Consider the following 19,026-nt stretch of genomic DNA (forward strand, 5'->3'; position numbering starts at 1 on the left):
AAAGGAGCATCCATGTGCTGACACTGAAAGTCTGGGGTGACTACGCCTGTTTCACCCGGCCCGAGAACAAGGTCGAGCGCGTCTCCTACGACGTGATGACCCCCTCGGCGGCGCGGGGCGTGCTGGAAGCCGTGTTCTGGAAACCCGAGTTCGCGTGGCGCGTGCGCGAGATTCACGTCCTGAAGCCCATCCGCCGTTTCAGCATCCTGCGGAACGAGGTCAACGCGCTGGCATCCGAACGCGCTGCGAAGGGTTGGGCAGCGAACGGCGGCGGCTACTTCGCCGAGGAGGACCGCGCCCAGCGCCACGCCCTCGTCCTGCGCGACGTGGCTTACCTGATCCGGGCCGATATCGTTCTGAAGCCGCACGCCTCCGACCCTGTGCAGAAGTACCGCGAGATGTTCACTCGCCGCGCGGGCCGGGGGCAGGCCTTTCACCAGCCGTACCTGGGCACGCGCGAGTTCACCGCCTTTTTCGACCTGCCGGACGGCAGCGAGCAGCCTATAGACCTGACCGACGACCTGGGCCGGATGCTGTTCGACCTGCGCTTTACGGGGGCGCCGGACCAGAAGGGAGGCCGCCTGAAGTACCGCACCCACACGTCCGAGGGGGCGCGCTGGACCAGCGGGAACGCCACGCCCGCCTTCTTCCCCGCCCGGCTGCAAGCGGGTGTGCTGCATGTGCCGCGCCAGCTCTACGGCGAGGAGGACTGACATGCTGCTCGAACAGTTGATGCGCTACGAGGACCGGATGCGCGCCGAGGGCCGGGTCAGGGCGCAGGCGTCGGAGTCGGGGGCGGGTGGAGACGAGATGCCCTTCATGTACGCCGCTCAGCCCGTGCGCTGGGAGGTCAGGCTGAAGGCTGACGGCACGGTGCGAGACGTGCAGCCGCTCAGCAGTGGGAAGACGAAGGGGAAGGACCTGGGAGCGCCACTGGCCGCGCCGAACCTCATCCGAACCGTCGGTATCAAGGCCCGCCTGCTGATGGACAACGCGGAGTACGCGCTGGGCATTCCCAAAAAGGAGGGAGACAAGAACACCCTCAAGAGACACGACGCCTTCAGGCAGCTCGTGCGCGTATGTGCCGAGGCCACCGAAGAGTCGAGCGTTCTCGCCGTCGCCCGTTTCCTCGACGGACTGGACCCTGCCGCCTTTCGGGAGAAGTACCTCGCCGCTTTCCCCGACTTTGCCCCTGATACCAACGTGACCTTCAGCGTAGAAGGCGTGCGGCCCATAGATCAGCCCTCTGTGCGGACCTTCTGGGCGGCGCAGTTCGGGCGGGAGGCCGGGAGCGCACTCGTCGCGGAGTGTCTGATTACAGGCGAGGTCGGGCCTGTCATGGACATGGAACCCGTCAAGATCAAGGGCATCTCTGGCGGCCAGACCAGCGGCATGAACTTCATCAGCGCCAACGCGGGAGCCTTCGAGTCCTACGGCCTCCACGCCTCGCAGATCGCGCCCGTTCGGCTGGAGGTCGCGGAAAAGTACGCCAACGGCCTCAACCGCCTGCTGGCCGACCCCGCGACCAGCCTGCGCGTGGGCGGCGTGACCTACGCCTTCTGGACGCGGGAAGGCGGGATGCCCCCGGTCGGGCAGACCCTCAGCCAGCCGGGCCGTTTCCCTGCACAAAAACGCCGTGAGAAGAAGGCGCGCACCGAGGAAGTTAGAAACGCCCTCTGGAGTGCTTTGACCGGACAGCAAAGCGATCTCAAGGCCGAAGCCCCCTTCTATACGGTCGGCCTGACGCCCAGTGGCAGCCGCATCGCCGTCCGCACCCACCTGACGAGCACCGTGGGGGACGCGGTGGACCATCTCGCGGCCTATTTCGAGGCGCAGACCATCGCGGCCATGCGCGAGGAGGACGAGGGCAAGACCTACGGCGTGTTTCAGCTTGTCGGAGCCATGTACCGCGACGCCAGCAAGGAACACATCGCCCCCGACGTGGACGCGCTTGTCCAGCACGCGCTGACGGGAGCGCCGCTGCCGCGCTCGTTTCTGGTGCGGCTTTCTAACCGCAACCGCGCCGACGCCTACCGCGTGACCCGCCCCCGCGCCGCCCTGACCAAGATGGTGCTGCTTTCCCGAGACTGGAAGGAGTTTGACGTGACCGACGCAAATCTGGAAGCCCTCGACCCCAGGAGGCCCGAACCCGCCTACCACCTGGGCCGCCTCCTCGCCGTGCTGGACGACGTGCAGAGCAGCGTGATGCGGGCCAACACGACCCTGGTAGACCGCTTCTACGGCTCCATGAGCACCACCCCTTACGCCGTGGTGGGCCGATTGATGCACGGCTCGCAGGCGCACCTGCAAAAGCTCCGCAAGGAGAACGAGGCCGCCTACTTCAGCAAGCAGCGGGCGCTGGAGGACGTGATGGGATCGCTGAAAGACATTCCCGCCAAACCTCTCAGCACGCCCGAGCAGGCCCTCTTCAGCCTGGGCTACTACCACCAGCGGGCGGCCATCAGCCTGGACATCCGCGAACGCAGCGCCGCGAAGAAGGCGAAAGCGGCACAGGGCACCACCCCCGACGACGACACCCAGACCAGCGAAGGAGACGCCCAATGACCGACCCCGCCCAGACCCCCCAGCCCCACCTCAACGCCGCCAATCGCCACGAGTTCGTCCTGATTTTCGACGTGACCAACGGCAACCCCAACGGCGACCCGGACGCCGGGAACCTGCCGCGCGTGGACCCTGAAACGGGCCTGGGCATCGTGACCGACGTGGCCCTCAAGCGCAAGATCAGGAATTACGTGGACGCCCTGAAGGGGAACGAGGACCGCTTCAAAATTTACGTGCAGCAGGGCGCGATCCTCAATGAGCGCAATCTCCGAGCCTACACAGCACTCAAGATCAAACCGAAAGAGAACGTTGAAGCACCCGGCGTCAAAGCCTGGATGTGCGAGAACTTCTATGACGTACGCACCTTTGGGGCAGTGATGAGCGGTAAAGAGGCAAACGCCGGACAGGTCAGGGGACCAGTTCAGCTCACCTTTGCGAGAAGTGTTGATCCGATTCTGGGAATGGACCTCGCGATCACCAGAATTGCCCTAACCAAAGCCGGTGAAAAGACAACACGCGACGGGGACGGAGAGGGCACATCCAGCCACGGCACGATGGGCCGCAAAGCCTTTATCCCTTACGGCCTCTATGTGGCGCACGGCTTCTACGTGCCGACCTTCGCTCAGGACACCAAGTTCGACGACGCCGACCTGGGGCTGCTCTGGCAGGCGCTGGAGAACATGTGGGACCTCGACCGCAGCGCCAGCCGGGGCCTGACCGCCTGCCGGGGCCTGTACGTGTTCAGCCACGACAGCAAGCTGGGGAACGCGCCCGCCCATAAGCTGCTGGGCCGCGTGAAGGTGAAGCGCAAGGACGAGGTGCCCGTCGCCCGCCAGTTTGGGGATTACGACGTGGCGGTCGAGGCGGACGGCCTGCCGCAGGGCGTGACGCTGACCCGGCTGGACGCCTGACCTCCTTCCCGGGCCGGGCCTCCTCCCTTCCCGGCCCCCTTCTGGAGCATGCATGGACGATCCGGTTTCCCTCTCGGCCTTGCAACATTTTGTCTTCTGCCCGCGCCAGTGCGCCCTGATTCACGTCGAGGGGGTGTGGGCGGACAACAGCCAGACGGCACGCGGCCACCAGACGCACGAGCGGGCGCACGGCGGCGGCACGGAAGTCCGCGACGGGGTGCGGACCCTGCGCGCCCTGCCGCTGGTGTCCCGCCAGCACGGCCTCGCGGGGGTAGCGGATGTGGTCGAGCTGTTGCCTGACGGCTCGCCCCGGCCCGTCGAGTACAAGTCCGGCAAGGCCAAACCCCGGCTGGCCGACGAGGTGCAGCTCTGCGCCCAGGCCCTTTGCCTGGAGGAGATGTTCGGCGCCGATATCCCCGAAGGCTTCATCTACCACGTCGCCAGCCGGGGGCGCCGGGAGGTGGCCTTCACGCTGGAGCTGCGCGGAGCTGTGCTGGACGCGCGGGACGGGGTGCGCGCCCTGCTGCGGGGCGGCGTCCTGCCCGCGCCCGCCGCCGACGACCGCTGCCGCTTGTGCAGCCTGTACGACGAGTGCGAGCCGTTCGCACCGCGTGACTTTCCGGCAGGGTACGACCCCTTCTCGACCCGGATGGATGGAGGCTCGTGAGGACGCTGCTCAATACCCTCTACGTGCAGACGCAGGGCAGCTACCTGCGTCTGGAAAATGACAACGTGCGGGTGGACGTGGAAGGCGCCCGCGTGGCGATGCTGCCCCTCCACCACCTCGACGGCGTGGTCGTGTTCGGCAACGTGCTGATCAGTCCGTACCTGATTCAGCGGCTGGGGCGCGAGCACAAGCCGGTCACCTGGCTCACCGAGTCGGGCCGCTTCACCGCCCGCACCGAGACGCCCATGAGCGGCAACGTGCTGCTGCGGGTGGCCCAGCACGCGGCCTCGGGCGACCCGGCCCGCACCCTGGCCGTGGCCCGCTATATCGCGGCGGGCAAGTTGCAAAACCAGAAGGCGGCCCTGCTGCGCTCGGCCCGCGACGCCGCCGAGGCCGACCAGCCCATCCTGCGGGAAGCCGCCCGCGACGTGAACGGCCAGATCGGGTGTCTGCCCCTGGCCGGGACCGTGGACGAGGTGCGCGGCATCGAGGGCACCGCTGCCCGCGCGTATTTCGGGGCCTTCAGCCATACCCTGCGGGTCAACCGCGACTTCTTCTGGCTGGGCGAGCGCACCCGGCGACCGGCGCGCGATCCCATCAACGCCGTGCTGAACTACGCCTACACGCTGCTGGCGGGCGACTGCGCCGGGGCCTGTCAGCAGGTGGGTCTCGACCCGCAGGTGGGCTTCTTGCACGCGCTCCGGCCGGGCCGCGCCAGCCTCGCCCTCGACCTGATGGAGGAACTGCGCGCCGTGATCGCGGACCGGGCGGTCATCACGCTGATCAACCGCTCGCAGCTCACGCCGCGCGACTTCATCCTGCACGCGGGCGGCAGCGTCACCATCTCGGAAGATGGCCGCCGCACCCTGATCAAGCACCTTCAGGAGCGCAAGCAGGAGACGGTCAAGCATTCGCTCACCGGGCGCGACACCCCGCTGGGCCTGATTGCACACGTCCAGGCGCGCCTCCTCGCCCAGCATCTGCGCGGCGACCGGCCCCACTACCCGCCCTACCTGCACCGATGATCGACCTGCTGATCTGTTACGACGTGAACACCGAGACCAGCGCCGGACGCAAACGCCTGCGCCGCGTCGCCAAAGTCTGCGTGGCGCACGGCCAGCGCGTGCAAAACAGTGTCTTCGAAGTCAGCGTCAATGACGTGCAACTGCTCGCCCTGCGCGACCAACTGCTGCGGGAAATGGACCCGTCGGAAGACAGCGTCCGCATCTACCGCTTACGTCAACCGCGTGACAAGTTCGTGGAGGCCTTCGGGCGTGACGGGTACCGCGACCTCAGCGCGCCGCTGATCTTGTAAGGGCCGCGCGAACCTGTCGTGACGGACTGAAGCCGGGGGGTCCGCGTTGCCGAAAAATTCCTGCCCAGACGCGGGAGACGCCCCTCTGCCAAGGCGTCCTTCTGGAGGCGGAACAGGGGTTCGCGCATAATCTGGGGCGAAACACGCGCCAGACAGTTCTGACGCGCGAACCGTTGCAGCCGTCTTTCGGGGCGGCTGAGGATTGAAACCGCCCGCCCGCTGCCTCAGCCCCTGCGGCACGGCGTTGCAGCCGTCTTTCGGGGCGGCTGAGGATTGAAACATCCAGCGCCGCCTCGGTCACCGTCACGTTCTGGGTTGCAGCCGTCTTTCGGGGCGGCTGAGGATTGAAACGCGGCGGCGGCCCACATCCGCGCAACGCTCTACCGGGTTGCAGCCGTCTTTCGGGGCGGCTGAGGATTGAAACACCCCGATGACCCGAAATACGCTGTCATCGAAGGGTTGCAGCCGTCTTTCGGGGCGGCTGAGGATTGAAACCTGCGCCTTGAACAGCATCTGATAGATGCTCTCCACGTTGCAGCCGTCTTTCGGGGCGGCTGAGGATTGAAACTCAGGCATCAGCCCCTCGAAATAAGGCATAAATCAGTTGCAGCCGTCTTTCGGGGCGGCTGAGGATTGAAACCAGTCCATGCCGGGCGCGGTGGTCGGCTGGGACGTGGTTGCAGCCGTCTTTCGGGGCGGCTGAGGATTGAAACAAGGGGAACCGGGTGCTGGAAACTGACCGTCACCGTTGCAGCCGTCTTTCGGGGCGGCTGAGGATTGAAACTGGGCGCCGCCCACAGCCACGGGCGCGCGGCTGGGTTGCAGCCGTCTTTCGGGGCGGCTGAGGATTGAAACTACACCCTGACCCCGGCCCGGCCCGTGCTCACGTTGCAGCCGTCTTTCGGGGCGGCTGAGGATTGAAACAGCTCTTCCTGAATGGCGAGGTTGTAGGCCGTCGCGGTTGCAGCCGTCTTTCGGGGCGGCTGAGGATTGAAACCGGCGTGAGTGTGGACGGTGCGAACGGGGCTGCCGTTGCAGCCGTCTTTCGGGGCGGCTGAGGATTGAAACAACACCTACGACCAGAACATCGAGAGCAGGCCCAGCGTTGCAGCCGTCTTTCGGGGCGGCTGAGGATTGAAACCTGAATGACACGCTGCTGAAAGAGATCATCGGCCCGTTGCAGCCGTCTTTCGGGGCGGCTGAGGATTGAAACGACGCGCAGCATGGGGGCCGTGGGGCCGATGCCCTCCGTTGCAGCCGTCTTTCGGGGCGGCTGAGGATTGAAACGTCGAGCGCCGCATAAAACTGCGCGTCCGTCATGCTGTTGCAGCCGTCTTTCGGGGCGGCTGAGGATTGAAACAACCCCAGCTACGCGCCCGGCAGTCCCCGCGCGCGGTTGCAGCCGTCTTTCGGGGCGGCTGGGGATTGAAGCGTCATGTCGGGGCGCCCACCCGTGTTAGCCTCCTTCCCGTGATCCCACAATGACCCTCGCCGTAATTGCCGTCGGCCTGCTCGCCGGGGTGCTGGGCGCGATCCTGGGCCTGGGCGGGGGCGTGGTGGTCGTGCCTGCGCTGGAATTCGTGCTGCCGCTCTTCGGGCGCGAGATCAGCATCAGCCAGGCGGTGGCGGTGTCGCAGATCGGGGTGCTGGCGGTGGGCCTCAGCGGGGCAGCCAGCTACCTGCAACAGGGGCTGGTGCGGGCGCGGACGGGCTACCTGCTCTCGCCGTACACCATCCTGGGCGGGGCGGCGGGCAGTTTTCTGGGGCTGGTGCTGCCTGCCCGCGCGGTGGCGACGGTGTTCGCCCTCCTGCTGCTGTACTCGGCGTACAACCTGCTGCGGGGCCTGAAGCGGGTGGAGGTCGAGCGGCCCCCCAGCCGCCTTGTGCCCCCGGCCATGACCTTCGCGGGCGTGATGAGCGGTCTGCTGGGCATCGGCGGGGGCACGGTGCAGGTGCCGGTGCTCAACCTGCTGGCAGGTGTGCCCATCCGGCAGGCCATCGCCACCTCGACTTTCATCATGGGGCTGACTGCCGTGGGCAACGCGCTGGTGTATCAGGCAGGGGGGTTGCTTGACGTGCGCCTCGCCGCCGGGGTCGCGCTGGGCGTGTTGATCGGGGCGCGGGCGGGCGCCGGACTGCAAAGCCGCATTCCCGCCGCGCAGCTCAAGCTGTTTTTCAGCGTGCTCCTGATCTTCACGGCGGGGCAACTGCTGTGGAAGTACTGGGGGCAGGTGTGACCCCGCCCGAGTCCAGCCGCCCGACCGAACTCGCCGGGTTGCCTGCCTGGCTCTATCCCCTGGGCTTCTGGGTGGCGGTCACGCTGCTGGCGCTGGGGGTGCTGGTTCCCCGCCTCGCGCTGCTGGGTGTCGTGGGTGTGGCTGCCGTGCCGGTCCTGGCCGCCGTGTGGGTCGCCGTGGGCGCGTGGCGCCGGGACCGCCGCCTCAGCCTCGCGGCGCTGGCCGCGCTGGGCGGGCTGGCGGTCGTATTTGTGGTCAAGGGCTTTTTGCCGGGAAGCTGACCTCGTCCCCCGGCGTCAGAATCTCTAAGCTGGGGGCATGACCTTCCGGGCCGCCCTGCTGCTGGGCCTCACGCTGCTGCCCCCCGCCGCCCACGCCCAGCGCACCCCACAGGAGCTGGCGGCCGCGCTTCAGCGGACAGCGCGTGCCGGGGACGCCCCCGCCTACCGCGCCCTCCTCGCGCCGGAGGGCACCTTCGCGGTCGAGGGCGCCAACTTCGCGGCGGACCTGGCCCGCCGGGTGCCCCGCGACGTGACGTTCACCTTCAGCGACCTGCGGGGGGAGGGCGCGCGGGCGGCCGCGACCCTCACCCTGGCATGGACGCGGGTCCCGGAGGGCCAGACCGGGAGCCGCGCCGGGGGGCAGCCCAACCGCGTCAGCCTCCCCGTTCAGCTCGTCCGGGTGGGGGAGGTGTGGCGCTACGCGGGCGAGGCGTTCCTGGCGGTCTCTCCCAGTCCTGTCCCCGCTGACCCCGCCCCAGCCCAGACAGGCACGGCCCAGACAGGTACAGCTCAGACAGGCACGTTGCTCGCGCTGGCGGTGCCCGGCCTGCCCGAGCGGGTGGCGCCTCTCGCCGGGCTGCTGCCGCGCGCCGCCCGGGAGGTCCGGGCCGTGCTGGGGCTGGACGTGCCCGGGAACGCCGTGGTCAAGGTCTACCCGGATGCCGAGCGCCTCAGCGCCAGCGTCGCCCTCTCGCTGCAACCCGTCTCGGGCTGGAATGAACCCGGCGAGGCGATCAAGCTGGCCCTGCCCGGCGGCGCCCCCGCCCAGGCCGAGGCCTCGGCGCTGCGGGTGCTGACCCACGAGTTCACCCACCTCGCCGTGGGGGTGGCGGCCCAGCGGGCAGGCGGGCCGCAGGGCGACAAGCGCATCCCCTGGTGGCTGCACGAGGGGCTGGCAAACTTCGCCGCCCGCGCCTTTACCGCCGGGGCGAGCTGGCAATCGGGGCAGGCCCGCGCCAACGCCTACGCCCGCGCCGGATGGGTGCCCCTCTCCGAGCTGGCCGACTTCCCCGCCGTCCCCGAGAATCGCTGGGACCACGCCTACCGTCAGGGCCTCGGCGTAGTGGAGTTCCTGGCCGGGAAGCAGGGCCGGGACGCCCCCTGGCGGCTCGCGCAGGCCTTCGCGCAGACGGGGGACCGTGACCGGGCAGCCCGCGCCCTGGGTTTCGCCTCTTTCGCCGCGCTGGAGCGGGAGGCGCGGGCGTGGCTGGCCGCCCGCTGAAGCCTGCCCCTGTGTGTCATGGTCGGTGGACAAACGCCCCGCCGCCCCCTACCCTTTGAACCGAGTTCAATATTTGAAACTGCTCACCGCAGGAGGTCACATGCAGACACAGCCTTACCGCATCCAGAAGGCCGCCGTGATCGGCGCGGGCGTGATGGGCGCCGCCATCGCCGCGCAGCTCGCCAACGCGGGGATTCCCGTCACCCTGCTCGACATCGTGCTGCCGGACAACCCCGACCGCAACTTCCTCGCCAAGCAGGGCATTCAGCGGGCGCTCAAGGCCCGCCCCGCCGCCTTCATGGAACCGGACCGCGCGGCGCTCATCACCCCCGGCAACCTCGAAGACGACCTGAAAAAGCTCAAGGACGCCGACTGGATTCTCGAGGCGATCATCGAGAAGCTCGACGCCAAGCGCGACCTGTGGGCGCGGGTGGAGGGCGTCGCCAAGAAGACGGCGATCCTCTCCAGCAACTCCTCGGGCATCCCCATGCACCTCCAGATCGAGGGCCGCTCGGAGGACTTCCAGCGCCGCTTCGTGGGGGCGCACTTCTTCAACCCGCCGCGCTACCTCCACCTGCTGGAGGTCATTCCCACGCCCAAAACCGATCCGGCCGTGCTGGAGGCTTTCAGCGAGTTCGGGGAGAGCGTGCTGGGCAAGGGCATTGTCATCGCCAACGACGTGCCGGGCTTCGTCGCCAACCGCATCGGCGTGTACGGCATCGTCCGCGCCATGCAGCATATGGAGCGCACGGGCCTGACCCCCGACGAGGTGGACCAGCTCACCGGCCCCGCGCTGGGCCGCGCCAAGAGTGCGACCTTCCGCACCGCCGACCTCTCGGGCCTGGACATCATCTACCACGTCGCCAACGATCTGAATAAGGCCACGCCCGCCGACGAGGACTTCACCCTGACCGACACCTTCAAGCGGATCGTGGAGAAGAAGTTCCTGGGCGACAAGACGGGCAGCGGCTTTTACAAGAAGACCAAGGACGAGAAGGGCAAGACCAAGATTCTGTCGCTGAACCTCGACTCGCTGGAGTACGAGGACCGGGGCAAGGTCAAGGTGCCTGCCGTCGAAGCGGTCAAGAGCCAGCCCCTCGCCGCCCGCGTGAAGGCGCTGTACGGCGCGGAGGGCAAGGAAGGCGACTTCCTGCGCGGCGTGATGAACGACGGCTTCTGGTACGCCTCCAAGATGGCCGGGAATGTATCCAACCGCCTTCAGGACATCGATAACGCGCTGAAGTGGGGCTTCGGCTGGGAGGAAGGCCCTTTCGAGACGATGGATACCCTCGGCGTCCAGACCGTGATCGCCAACCTGGAGGCCGAGGGCCGCACCCTCCCGCCCCTGCTTCAGGCCATGAAGAACTCCGGCCGTGAGCGCTTCTACGAGGGCGACACGACCGTCACGCCGACGGGCGAGGCGACCCCGTACCAGGCCCCCTACTTCATCCTGACGGACCTGAAAAAGGATGCCACCAAGGTCGTCAAGAAGCGCCCCGGCGCGAGCATCGTGGACCTGGGCGACGGGGTGCTGCTCGTGGAGTGGCACGCCAAGATGAACGCGCTGGGCGAGGACCAGCTGCGCGCCGTGCAGGACGCGCACAAGCTGGTGGGGGAGATGGGCTACGCGGGCCTCGTCGTGGGCAACCAGGGCGAGAACTTCTCCGCCGGGGCCAACCTCCCGCTGATCCTCTCGCAGGCGCAGGCCGAGGAGTGGGACGAGCTGGACGACGCGATCAAGCAGTTCCAGCAGGTCACGACCTCCATGCGCTTTTCTCCCCACCCCACCGTCGCGGCCCCCTTCGGGCTGGCGCTGGGCGGCGGCTGCGAGTTCTCCATCCACGCCGACCACATCGTCGCAAGCGCCGAGACGTACATGGGGCTGGTGGAAGTCGGCGTCGGCCTGATCCCCGGCGGCGGCGGCACCAAGGAAATGCTGCTGCGCTTTACCGACCAGCTTCAGCCCAACCAGCCGCTGCTGCCCGCCGTGCAGCGGGCCTTCGAACTGATCGGCACGGCCAAGGTCAGCACCTCGGCCCTGGAAGCCCGCAAGCTCGGCTTCCTGCGCGACCACGACACCGTGGTGATGAACAAGAACCACGTCATCGAGGAAGCCAAGCGGATGGTGCTGGCCCTGGCGCCCGGTTACGTGCAGCCCACCCCCCGGCAGAACATTCCGGTGATGGGCGACGCCGCCATCGCTGCCGTCAAGCTGGCCCTCTACGGCATGACGGAAGGCGGGTACGCCTCCAAGTACGACGCCGAGGTCGGGACCCAGCTCGCCCGCGTGCTCTCGGGCGGGACGGGCAACAACCGCACCGCGAAGGTGTCCGAACAGCACCTGCTCGACCTGGAGCGCGACGCCTTCCTGACCCTGCTGGGCAAGAAGGGCACCCAGCAGCGCATCGAGCACATGCTCAAGACCGGCAAGCCGCTGAGGAACTGAGCCGTGAGCGACCGTCCCCGCCTCCTGGGCCGCCTGCGGCATGTCCGCAAGCGCCGCGCGGCCGCCTGGGCCGCCCTGGGCTACGCCGCGTTGCTGGGCGTCGGGGCGTTCGTGGGCGCCGAAATCACCCTGCGGTCCAAAACCCGCTGGGTGAAGGGGGCGTTCGTTCCGGTGGGGCGGCGCGGGAACTCGGTGTACCTGCCCGCCTCGCCGGAAACGCTCTCGCGCGGGGTCATCGGCATCGTGCCCCTGCGGCCCAACCGGGGGCACGCGGTGCTGGGTCCGGCCAGGATCGCCGGAACGCTGGTGCGGCGTGAGATCGGCGAGGAGCGCGGCGTCCTGCCCAACGGCGCCCTCGCCTGGGCCTCCTCCTTCGTCTACAACGGCACCCCGGCGCAACTGGGCGTGGCGTACGAGAACACAGCCATCAGCACGCCGCTGGGCGAGATGCCCGCGTGGCACATTCCCCCGGTCTCCGGCGAGCGGGACGCCATCGTGATCGTCGTCCACGGGCACGGCGGGCAGCGGTCGCAGGCCTTGCGGATGCTCCCGGCGCTGCGGCGGACAGGTACGGGGTCCCTCTTCGTCACCTTCCGCAATGCCCACGGCGCCCCGCGCTCCGGGAACGGCTATCACACCCTGGGCGACGAGGAGGCCGAGGACGTGCTCGCCGCCCTGACCTGGGCGCGGGAGGCGGGCTACCGGCGGGCGGTGCTGTACGGCTTTTCGATGGGCGGCAACATCGTCCTGAGCGTGCTGCGGCCCAAGCACGAGCCGTTTCCCCTCCCCGTCCAGGGCGTCATGCTCGACTGCCCGGTGCTCGACTGGCGCGCGACCATCCGCTGGCAGGGGCAGCGGTACGGCCTGCCGCCCTTCGTGGCGCGGCATGTGGCGACCTTCGTGCAATACGTCGTCACCCGCCGCTCAGGACAGGATTTCGACGCGGTAGACCAGATCAGGGCCGCCCCGGGTTTCCGGCTGCCCATCCTCCTGTGGCACGGCACCCGCGACCGCACCATTCCGGTGGGGCAGGCCGACGCCCTCGCCGCCGCCCGCCCCGATCTGGTGGAGTACCACCGGGTCGAGGGAGCCAAGCACATCCGCTGCTGGAACATCGACCCGGCGGGGTACGACGCGGCGCTGGAGGGGTTCGTGGCGCGGGTGTTGGGAAGTGAGGCAGCGAATCATGGTTGATGGCGCTTCTGTCAACCTCTATGAGTTCCTGTCTGCCCTCAGCCGGTTTCGGTCAGAGGCTATTCGGTTGGTAGAGGGGCTGAGTAGAGAGGAAATTGTTCAGAACAAGGTCGTTCGTTTAAATAACAATTTTTCTCTCACACCGTCTCTGGCTCACCCAGGTTTACACCTTTCGCTCGGAGTCGGTATGGAGCTTGAAGGGGGTGATTTAACGTGGGCCGTCGATGTTCGACTAACATATGAGGTAACGGTAGTCACGGCAAACCTTAGCGCCTCCCATTACGATGAGCCCTACCAAACGCTAGTCCGGGACCTCGGCGGGGCTGAGCTTGGAGTAGATGTAGAAGGTCTCCAACAGTTGAACCTCATCGTCGATGAGTTGCTAGACGACCTCAGTCGGACCCTGAAATCCGCCTCTCTCTTGGAACTTCACAGACAGAGCGTCAACAAGCCCTTTTTCCCCAACCTCTAAAGGAGTCAACCTCATGCGTGATGCTGTTATCGTTTCTGCCGTTCGTACCCCTGTGGGGCGCGGCGTCAAAGGCACCCTCGCCAACACCCGCCCCGACGACCTTGCCGCCCTCGTGCTGAATGAAGCCGTGAAGCGCGCGGGCGTGGACCCCTCCATCGTGGAGGACGTATACCTGGGCTGCGCCATCCCCGAAGCCGAGCAGGGCCTCAACGTGGCGCGGATGGCCGCCCTGCGGGCGGGGATGCCCGACACCGTGGGCGGCGTGACCGTCAACCGCTTCTGCTCCAGCGGCCTCCAGACCATCGCGATGGCGGCGGCGGCGATCCAGACCGGGCAGGCGGACGTGATGCTCGCCGGGGGCGTGGAGAGCATGAGCATGGTGCCCATGACCGGCCACAACCCCAGCCCCAACCCCGACCTCGTGGACGACCGCCCCGGCGCCTACATCGGTATGGGCCTGACCGCCGAGAACGTGGCGCAGAAGTACGGCGTGAGCCGCGAGGACCAGGACGCCTTCGCCCTCCGCAGCCACCAGCGCGCGGCGGCGGCCCAGGACTCCGGCAAGTTCGACGCCGAGATCATCCCCGTGCCCGTGCAGGTGGACAAGGTGAAGGGCACGAAGGTCACCAGCACGACCCTCAACTTCGACAAGGACGAGCTGATCCGCCGCGACGCCAACCTGGAGGACATGGCGAAGGTCCGCCCGGCCTTCAAGGCGACCGGCTCGGTGAGTGCGGCCAACTCCAGCCCCTTCAGCGACGGGGCCGCCGCCGTGCTGGTGATGAGCGCCGAGAAGGCGCAGGAACTCGGCGTGAAGCCGCTCGCCAAGTTCCTCGGCTTCGCGGTGGCGGGCGTGGAGCCGGAATTGATGGGTATCGGCCCCGTGAAGGCCGTGCCGAAGGTGCTCGCCCAGACCGGCCTGACCCTCGACGACATCGACCTGATCGAGCTGAACGAGGCGTTCGCGGCGCAGAGCCTGGCCGTGGCCCGCGAACTGGGTTTCGACCAGGAGAAGATGAACGTGAACGGCGGCGCCATCGCCCTGGGGCACCCGCTGGGCTGCTCGGGCGCCAAGCTCACGGCGACCGCGATCTACGAGCTGCGGCGCCGGGGCGGCGGCAAGGCGCTGATCACCATGTGCATCGGCGGCGGCATGGGCGCGGCGGGCGTGATTGAGGTGTTCCCGGAAGAAGGCGCGGGGGAGCAGGCCGCCGACTGAACCGCCCTCCCTACTGAGAAGCCCCGCCCAGTGCGGGGTTTTCTTTGCTTCGCCGCAGCTCAAGGCCCGCTCAAGAACGCGCCCCGGCCTTCACTCACGTCTCTCAGGAACTGTAGACGGTATGGGCCAGGGAGAACTGATGGTGGAAGGTGTGGTGGAGGCGATAAGGGACCTGTTTCCTGGGGCTGTGGTGCAGCACGTCGCGGGAGATTTCTATTTCATGGCGAGGGAAGACCAGCCGATGCCCTTTGCCACGCTGGTGACTTCCGACCAGCACGACGCGGCCTCGGACCTGGGCCGGGCGGGAATCTACCGCCTGAATATCGGGCCGAGGCCGGAGACTTACCGGCGCTCTTTGGGCCGCTGCCCGCGCCCCGCCCGGACTGGGGCGTCCTCGACACCGGCCACGATTACCGGCAGTTGGACGTGCTGATGCCCCACCCGGTCTATGCGCCGGTAGGCTGGGTGTGCGTCCTGAATCCGGCCGCCGTGACCTTTGAGGGGCTGCGCCCCCTGTTGCAGGAAGCCTACGAAAAGGCGAAGGGGCGCAGGTAGATCGCGGGCTTTACCTCCCCGTCTTCCCGAAGTGCTCCAGCTGTGCCGGCGCCTCGGCGGGGGTGCCGCGCAGCTTCAGCAGCCTGGCGGTGCCCGCGCCGTACTCGGCCAGCCGCCCGTCCACGTACAGCACGAGGACGCGGCTGCCGTCGGGGGAAAGGCGGGCGGTCACGGTTCCGGCTCCGCCGATTTGTCCGGCGCCCCTGGGGTAGGGCAGGCGCGGGATGGTGGCGACGTGCGCCCCGCTGCGGGCGTCCCAGACCACGGCGGGGTCGCCCCCGAAACGGCGAAAGGAGGTCGTGACCATCCGCCGCCCGTCCGCGCTGAAGTGGACCTGGCCGCTGTAGCCTCCCTCGCGCCAGACGTACTGACCGTTCGGCCCGTAAGTGCGGGCGACCTGAAGCGGCGCGGCCCAGCGCAGCGGGCTGAGGTTCCAGAACGACGGTGCCCAGGCGTCGGCGGGCCGCTCTCCCTCCTCGCCCCGGAAGGGCAGCAGGAGCGAGCGGCTGCCGGGTGTGAAGTCGGCGTTCAGCACGCGGGCAAAAGGAGCCAGAAAGGTCTTCACCCGCACGCCTTTCCCCACGTCCCACAGTTGCACGTAGCCCTGGTCGGTCAGGTTCAGCAGCCACTTCCCGTCCGGGCTGAACTTGGTCTCCGTCACGGCGTTCAGGCCCGGGGTCGTCGCCTGGAACAGCAACCGGCCGCCCTCGTAGAGCCTCATCGTGGCCTGACCGGGCGGCGTGTTCTTGTGGACCTCGGCGCGCGGTTGGGCGGAGGCCACCGAGCACAGCGCGAGGAGCAGGCACGGGAGGCGCAGCATGGTCCCATTGTCGCCCAGGAGCCACGGGCGTTCCATTGTCGCGGCGGCCCCTGCGCTACCCTGCCCCCCGATGTCGCAGCCCCCTGCCCCCCCTCGCCCCCGCCTGCGCCTGCGGGTGTCCGCCCCTGCCGAAGCGCACCTGCGCGCCGGGCACCCCTGGCTCTACGAGGGCAGCGTGCGCGAGCAAAACCGTGAGGGCGAGGCCGGGGAACTGGCTGTGGTCTACGACCGCCGCGACCGCTTTCTCGCCATCGGCCTGTACGACCCGCATTCGCCGCTGCGGTTGCGGGTGCTGCACACCGGGCTGCCGCTGAACGTGGACGAGGCGTGGTGGGGGGCGAGGCTGGACGCCGCCCTGCACCGCCGCGCGGCCCTCTTCGGCCCCGACACCGACGGCTACCGGGTCGTGAACGGCGAGTCGGACGGCTTTCCGGGTGCGGTGATCGACCGCTACGCGGACACGCTGGTCCTCAAGCTCTACACGGCGGCGTGGTTTCCCCACCTGCCCCTCCTGCTGGGCCTGCTGGAAAGCCGCTTTCCCGGCTTCCGGGTGGTGCTGCGCCTCAGCCGCAACATCGGGGAGCTGGCGCAGGGCGCCGGGCTGCGCGACGGCCTGACCGTGGTGGGCCGCGAGCCGGGCGGCCCGGTCGTCTTCCGCGAGACGGGGCTGAGGTTCGAGGCGGATGTGGTCAAGGGCCAGAAGACGGGCTTTTTCCTCGACCAGCGCGAGAACCGCCGCCGGGTGGAGGGGCTGGCGGGGGGGCGGCGGGTGCTGAACGCCTTTTCCTTTTCCGGGGGCTTTTCGCTGTACGCGGCCAGAGGCGGGGCGCGGGAGGTGGTCAGCCTCGACCTCAGCGCCCACGCGCTGGCGGGCGCCGAACGCAACTTCGCGCTGAATCCCGGCCTGGGCGCCGCGCACGAGACGGTGCGGGCCGACGTGTTCGAGTGGCTGGGGCAGACACGGCGCGAGTTCGACCTCGTGGTGCTCGACCCACCCTCGCTGGCGCGGCGGGAGGCCGAGCGGGAAGGGGCGGTCCGGGCCTACGGCAAGCTTGCGGCGGACGGCCTGCGCCGCCTCGCTCCGGGCGGGATTCTGGTCAGCGCGTCCTGCTCGGCCCACGTCAGCGCCGAGGAGTTCTGGGAGGTGGTGCGCGGCGCGGCCCGGCGCAGTGGCCGCCGCTGGCGCGAGCTGCGGACCAGCCGCCACGCGCCCGACCACCACGCCTCTTTCCCGGAAGCCGAGTACCTCAAGGCGATCTTCCTGCACTTCGAGGCCTGATCCGGCCTGCCCGCCGGGGGAGCGCCCCGCAGCGCCGTTTCCTGCCCCCCGGCCTACTCGGCGGGCGTGGCGAACACCTGCGTCCAGTAGTGCCGGTAGGGCGTCTCCGGCCGGTGGACGTAGGCCACGCCGATGCGGGTAAAGTCGCCCATGATGTTGCGGCAGTGGCCGGGGCTGCGCAGCCAGGCGTCCACGACGGCGCCGGGGGTGGTCTGACCGGCCGCGATGTTCTCCGCGCTGCTGCGGACCTCCAGCCCGCTGGCCTCGACGCGCTGGGCCGGTGTGCTGCCGTCCAAGCCGCTGCGGTGGTCGAAGTAGCCGTGCAGCGCCATGCCCGCCGACTGCGCCAGGGCCGCGACCTCCAGCTGAGGCTGACGGCTCAGCGGCGGCCGGGCCGGACCCCCCGCGCGCAGGGTGGCGCAGTTCCAGCCCTCTGCCCGCGCCTGATTGGTGAGACGCAGCACCTCGGTTTCGAAAGGCACGCTGCCGGGAAGGGCGGCGGCGCGAAACTCCACGCTGCGCTCCAGCGGGCCGCCCTCTCCCGGCAGGCGCACGCTGGCGCGGTGCTCGCCCGCCGTCAGCGGCAGCGGCCCGGTGGCGAGCCCGGGACCGCTGCCGCTGCCCGCCGCGCGGCCGTCCAGGGTGAAACTGGGTGTGCCGGGACGGTAGGCCACGCTGCCCGCCGCCGAGAGCCGGACCTCGCCGCGCCCCAGCAGCACGACCAGCGCGGCGCGCTCGGGGCCGCTGCTCTCGACCTGCACCTCGCCGGTGGCGGTCGAGCGCACCCGGCCGCGCTCGTCGAGCAGCTGCGCCTGCACCGTGTAGCGCCCCGGGCGGTAGTACGTGTGGGCTGTGGCGGCGCCCTGGCCCTCGCGGCCGTCTCCGAAGCTCCACACCACGCGGTACTCGGCCGGAGCCTGCGCCCGGAAGGTGACGGTCAGCGGCGCCCGGCGCGTCTCGTTCATCGAGAAGTTCACCTGAAAGTTCACGGGCTGCGCCGCACACGCCCCCAGCACCGCCCCGCCCGCCAGCAGGCTCGCCCGCATCCATCCCCCGGTCCTCACCGGGGTAGCCTAGAGCATTTGCCCCAGGGAAGTCCCCGGGTTTGCTGGCCCAGCGGCCGGGGCCTTGCGCCCTGTCCCAGGTTCCGGTGGGTCAGGTCCGTCGCCGGTTTCGCCCAGCCTGGCCCGCTTCCCGGCGCGTCCCCCGCGCGGCTCAATGCACGTCGGCGGCGCCCGCCAGCAGTTCGGCCAGCTGCTCCTTGGCGCGGAAGACCCGGCTCTTGGCCGTTCCCACCGCCACGCCCTGAATGCGGGCGATCTCGTCGTAGGGGAGGTCCTCGACGAATCTCAGCACGACCGCCTCGCGGTAGTCCCCGGGCAGCTGCATCAGTGCGCGCTGCACGCGGTCCTGGGCGTCGGCGCTCTCGGCGGCCTGCACGGGCGAGCGCGCCGCACTGGTGACCTCGAAGCCCACGTCCTCGCGCGCCTCTTCCAGGCTGAAGCGCTGAAGCTGCTTGCGGCGGTGAGACTCGATCTGGGTGTTGCGGGCCACCTGATACAGCCACGGCAACACCCGCTCGCCGGGCCGGAAGGTGCGGATGCTGCGCCAGGCGCGGTAAAAGACCTCCTGCGTGAGGTCCAGGGCGTCCTCGGCGTTGCCCTCCAGCCGGTAGAGGTAGGCGTACATGCGCGCCTCGTGGGCGCTGACAAAGGCGTGCCAGGCCGCTTCCTCACCACTGGTCAGGCGGGCGAGCGTCTCGGGCGTGAGGATGTCCGGCTCGGGGGTCACGTCCCTCCCACCATACCCCGCCGCCTGCAAGAGGCGCGTCAGCCTTTTGGCAGTA

Annotated in this window: 16 protein-coding genes, 1 pseudogene and 1 CRISPR repeat array; of the genes and pseudogenes, 14 read left to right on the forward strand and 3 right to left on the reverse strand. The window is 69.0% G+C overall.

What is annotated here, in order from left to right:
* The first annotated feature begins 14 nt into the window (after positions 1-14).
* The 13 genes and pseudogenes from cas5c (at position 15) to HNQ09_RS13060 (ending at position 15,081) form a co-directional block, all read left to right on the forward strand.
* Complete coding sequence (cas5c, locus tag HNQ09_RS13000) at positions 15-713, forward strand: type I-C CRISPR-associated protein Cas5c (protein ID WP_184030046.1); 699 nt, start codon at positions 15-17, stop codon at positions 711-713.
* 1 nt (position 714) lies between these two features.
* Entirely contained in the window at positions 715-2,565 is a 1,851-nt protein-coding gene (gene cas8c, locus HNQ09_RS13005; protein WP_184030048.1) for a type I-C CRISPR-associated protein Cas8c/Csd1, read from the forward strand.
* The gene (gene cas7c / locus HNQ09_RS13010) at positions 2,562-3,473 is read left to right on the forward strand and encodes a type I-C CRISPR-associated protein Cas7/Csd2 (protein ID WP_184030050.1); all 912 of its coding nucleotides are present in this window, start codon (positions 2,562-2,564) and stop codon (positions 3,471-3,473) included. The genes cas8c and cas7c overlap by 4 nt, the downstream gene beginning before the upstream one ends.
* Positions 3,474-3,525: 52 nt before the next feature.
* On the forward strand, positions 3,526-4,140 hold the full coding sequence (cas4, locus tag HNQ09_RS13015; RefSeq protein WP_184030053.1) for a CRISPR-associated protein Cas4: 615 nt from the start codon (positions 3,526-3,528) through the stop codon (positions 4,138-4,140).
* A complete protein-coding gene (gene cas1c, locus HNQ09_RS13020) occupies positions 4,137-5,165 on the forward strand; it encodes a type I-C CRISPR-associated endonuclease Cas1c (RefSeq protein WP_184030056.1) in 1,029 nt (342 codons plus the stop codon). The genes cas4 and cas1c overlap by 4 nt, the downstream gene beginning before the upstream one ends.
* Positions 5,162-5,455, forward strand: coding sequence for a CRISPR-associated endonuclease Cas2 (gene cas2 / locus HNQ09_RS13025; protein ID WP_184030059.1), 294 nt, complete (start codon positions 5,162-5,164; stop codon positions 5,453-5,455). Before cas1c ends, cas2 begins: the two co-directional genes overlap by 4 nt.
* 172 nt (positions 5,456-5,627) lie before the next feature.
* A CRISPR array of direct repeats spans positions 5,628-6,887; the repeat unit is 37 nt; unit sequence GTTGCAGCCGTCTTTCGGGGCGGCTGAGGATTGAAAC.
* Between the two features lie 49 nt (positions 6,888-6,936).
* The gene (locus HNQ09_RS13030) at positions 6,937-7,692 is read left to right on the forward strand and encodes a sulfite exporter TauE/SafE family protein (RefSeq protein ID WP_184030062.1); all 756 of its coding nucleotides are present in this window, start codon (positions 6,937-6,939) and stop codon (positions 7,690-7,692) included.
* Positions 7,689-7,973, forward strand: coding sequence for a hypothetical protein (locus HNQ09_RS13035; RefSeq protein ID WP_343057802.1), 285 nt, complete (start codon positions 7,689-7,691; stop codon positions 7,971-7,973). The genes HNQ09_RS13030 and HNQ09_RS13035 overlap by 4 nt, the downstream gene beginning before the upstream one ends.
* Positions 7,974-8,010: 37 nt before the next feature.
* Positions 8,011-9,195, forward strand: a complete 1,185-nt coding sequence (locus HNQ09_RS13040; RefSeq protein WP_184030065.1) for a hypothetical protein — start codon at positions 8,011-8,013, stop codon at positions 9,193-9,195.
* Positions 9,196-9,295: 100 nt separating this feature from the next.
* A complete protein-coding gene (locus HNQ09_RS13045; RefSeq protein ID WP_184030068.1) occupies positions 9,296-11,641 on the forward strand; it encodes a 3-hydroxyacyl-CoA dehydrogenase/enoyl-CoA hydratase family protein in 2,346 nt (781 codons plus the stop codon).
* Between the two features lie 3 nt (positions 11,642-11,644).
* Positions 11,645-12,835 carry an alpha/beta fold hydrolase gene (locus HNQ09_RS13050; RefSeq protein WP_184030071.1) on the forward strand — a complete coding sequence of 397 codons (1,191 nt, stop codon included), beginning with the start codon at positions 11,645-11,647 and terminating at the stop codon, positions 12,833-12,835.
* 485 nt (positions 12,836-13,320) lie between these two features.
* Positions 13,321-14,526: a thiolase family protein gene (locus HNQ09_RS13055; RefSeq protein WP_184030073.1), complete on the forward strand. Its 1,206-nt coding sequence runs from the start codon at positions 13,321-13,323 to the stop codon at positions 14,524-14,526.
* 139 nt (positions 14,527-14,665) lie between these two features.
* Positions 14,666-15,081: pseudogene (locus HNQ09_RS13060) on the forward strand (DUF6194 family protein).
* A 10-nt stretch (positions 15,082-15,091) separates the two neighbouring features.
* Here HNQ09_RS13060 and HNQ09_RS13065 read toward each other — a convergent pair.
* Positions 15,092-15,901 (reverse strand): WD40 repeat domain-containing protein, encoded by an 810-nt coding sequence (locus HNQ09_RS13065; RefSeq protein WP_184030079.1) that lies wholly within the window; start codon positions 15,899-15,901, stop codon positions 15,092-15,094.
* Positions 15,902-15,971: 70 nt separating this feature from the next.
* Between HNQ09_RS13065 and HNQ09_RS13070 the strand changes: the two genes are divergently transcribed.
* The gene (locus HNQ09_RS13070; RefSeq protein WP_184030082.1) at positions 15,972-17,180 is read left to right on the forward strand and encodes a 23S rRNA (cytosine(2499)-C(5))-methyltransferase; all 1,209 of its coding nucleotides are present in this window, start codon (positions 15,972-15,974) and stop codon (positions 17,178-17,180) included.
* 53 nt (positions 17,181-17,233) lie between these two features.
* On the opposite strand, the gene HNQ09_RS13075 is transcribed toward HNQ09_RS13070, so the two are convergent.
* Together HNQ09_RS13075 and HNQ09_RS13080 are read right to left on the reverse strand one after the other, a co-directional pair.
* The gene (locus HNQ09_RS13075; RefSeq protein ID WP_343057803.1) at positions 17,234-18,244 is read right to left on the reverse strand and encodes a CAP domain-containing protein; all 1,011 of its coding nucleotides are present in this window, start codon (positions 18,242-18,244) and stop codon (positions 17,234-17,236) included.
* A gap of 151 nt (positions 18,245-18,395) precedes the next feature.
* A complete protein-coding gene (locus HNQ09_RS13080; RefSeq protein WP_184030085.1) occupies positions 18,396-18,971 on the reverse strand; it encodes a sigma-70 family RNA polymerase sigma factor in 576 nt (191 codons plus the stop codon).
* Positions 18,972-19,026 lie beyond the last annotated feature (55 nt).

The organism is Deinococcus budaensis, from assembly GCF_014201885.1.
Lineage (GTDB): Bacteria > Deinococcota > Deinococci > Deinococcales > Deinococcaceae > Deinococcus > Deinococcus budaensis.

Bases quoted from the DNA above. Each gene is read 5' to 3' on its own strand.
- cas8c (WP_184030048.1), top strand. From the start codon at position 715: ATGCTGCTCGAACAGTTGATGCGCTACGAGGACCGGATGCGCGCCGAG.
- cas7c (WP_184030050.1), top strand. From the start codon at position 2,562: ATGACCGACCCCGCCCAGACCCCCCAGCCCCACCTCAACGCCGCCAAT.
- cas4 (WP_184030053.1), top strand. From the start codon at position 3,526: ATGGACGATCCGGTTTCCCTCTCGGCCTTGCAACATTTTGTCTTCTGC.
- cas2 (WP_184030059.1), top strand. From the start codon at position 5,162: ATGATCGACCTGCTGATCTGTTACGACGTGAACACCGAGACCAGCGCC.
- HNQ09_RS13030 (WP_184030062.1), top strand. From the start codon at position 6,937: ATGACCCTCGCCGTAATTGCCGTCGGCCTGCTCGCCGGGGTGCTGGGC.
- HNQ09_RS13040 (WP_184030065.1), top strand. From the start codon at position 8,011: ATGACCTTCCGGGCCGCCCTGCTGCTGGGCCTCACGCTGCTGCCCCCC.
- HNQ09_RS13045 (WP_184030068.1), top strand. From the start codon at position 9,296: ATGCAGACACAGCCTTACCGCATCCAGAAGGCCGCCGTGATCGGCGCG.
- HNQ09_RS13055 (WP_184030073.1), top strand. From the start codon at position 13,321: ATGCGTGATGCTGTTATCGTTTCTGCCGTTCGTACCCCTGTGGGGCGC.
- HNQ09_RS13065 (WP_184030079.1), bottom strand. From the start codon at position 15,901: ATGCTGCGCCTCCCGTGCCTGCTCCTCGCGCTGTGCTCGGTGGCCTCC.
- HNQ09_RS13070 (WP_184030082.1), top strand. From the start codon at position 15,972: ATGTCGCAGCCCCCTGCCCCCCCTCGCCCCCGCCTGCGCCTGCGGGTG.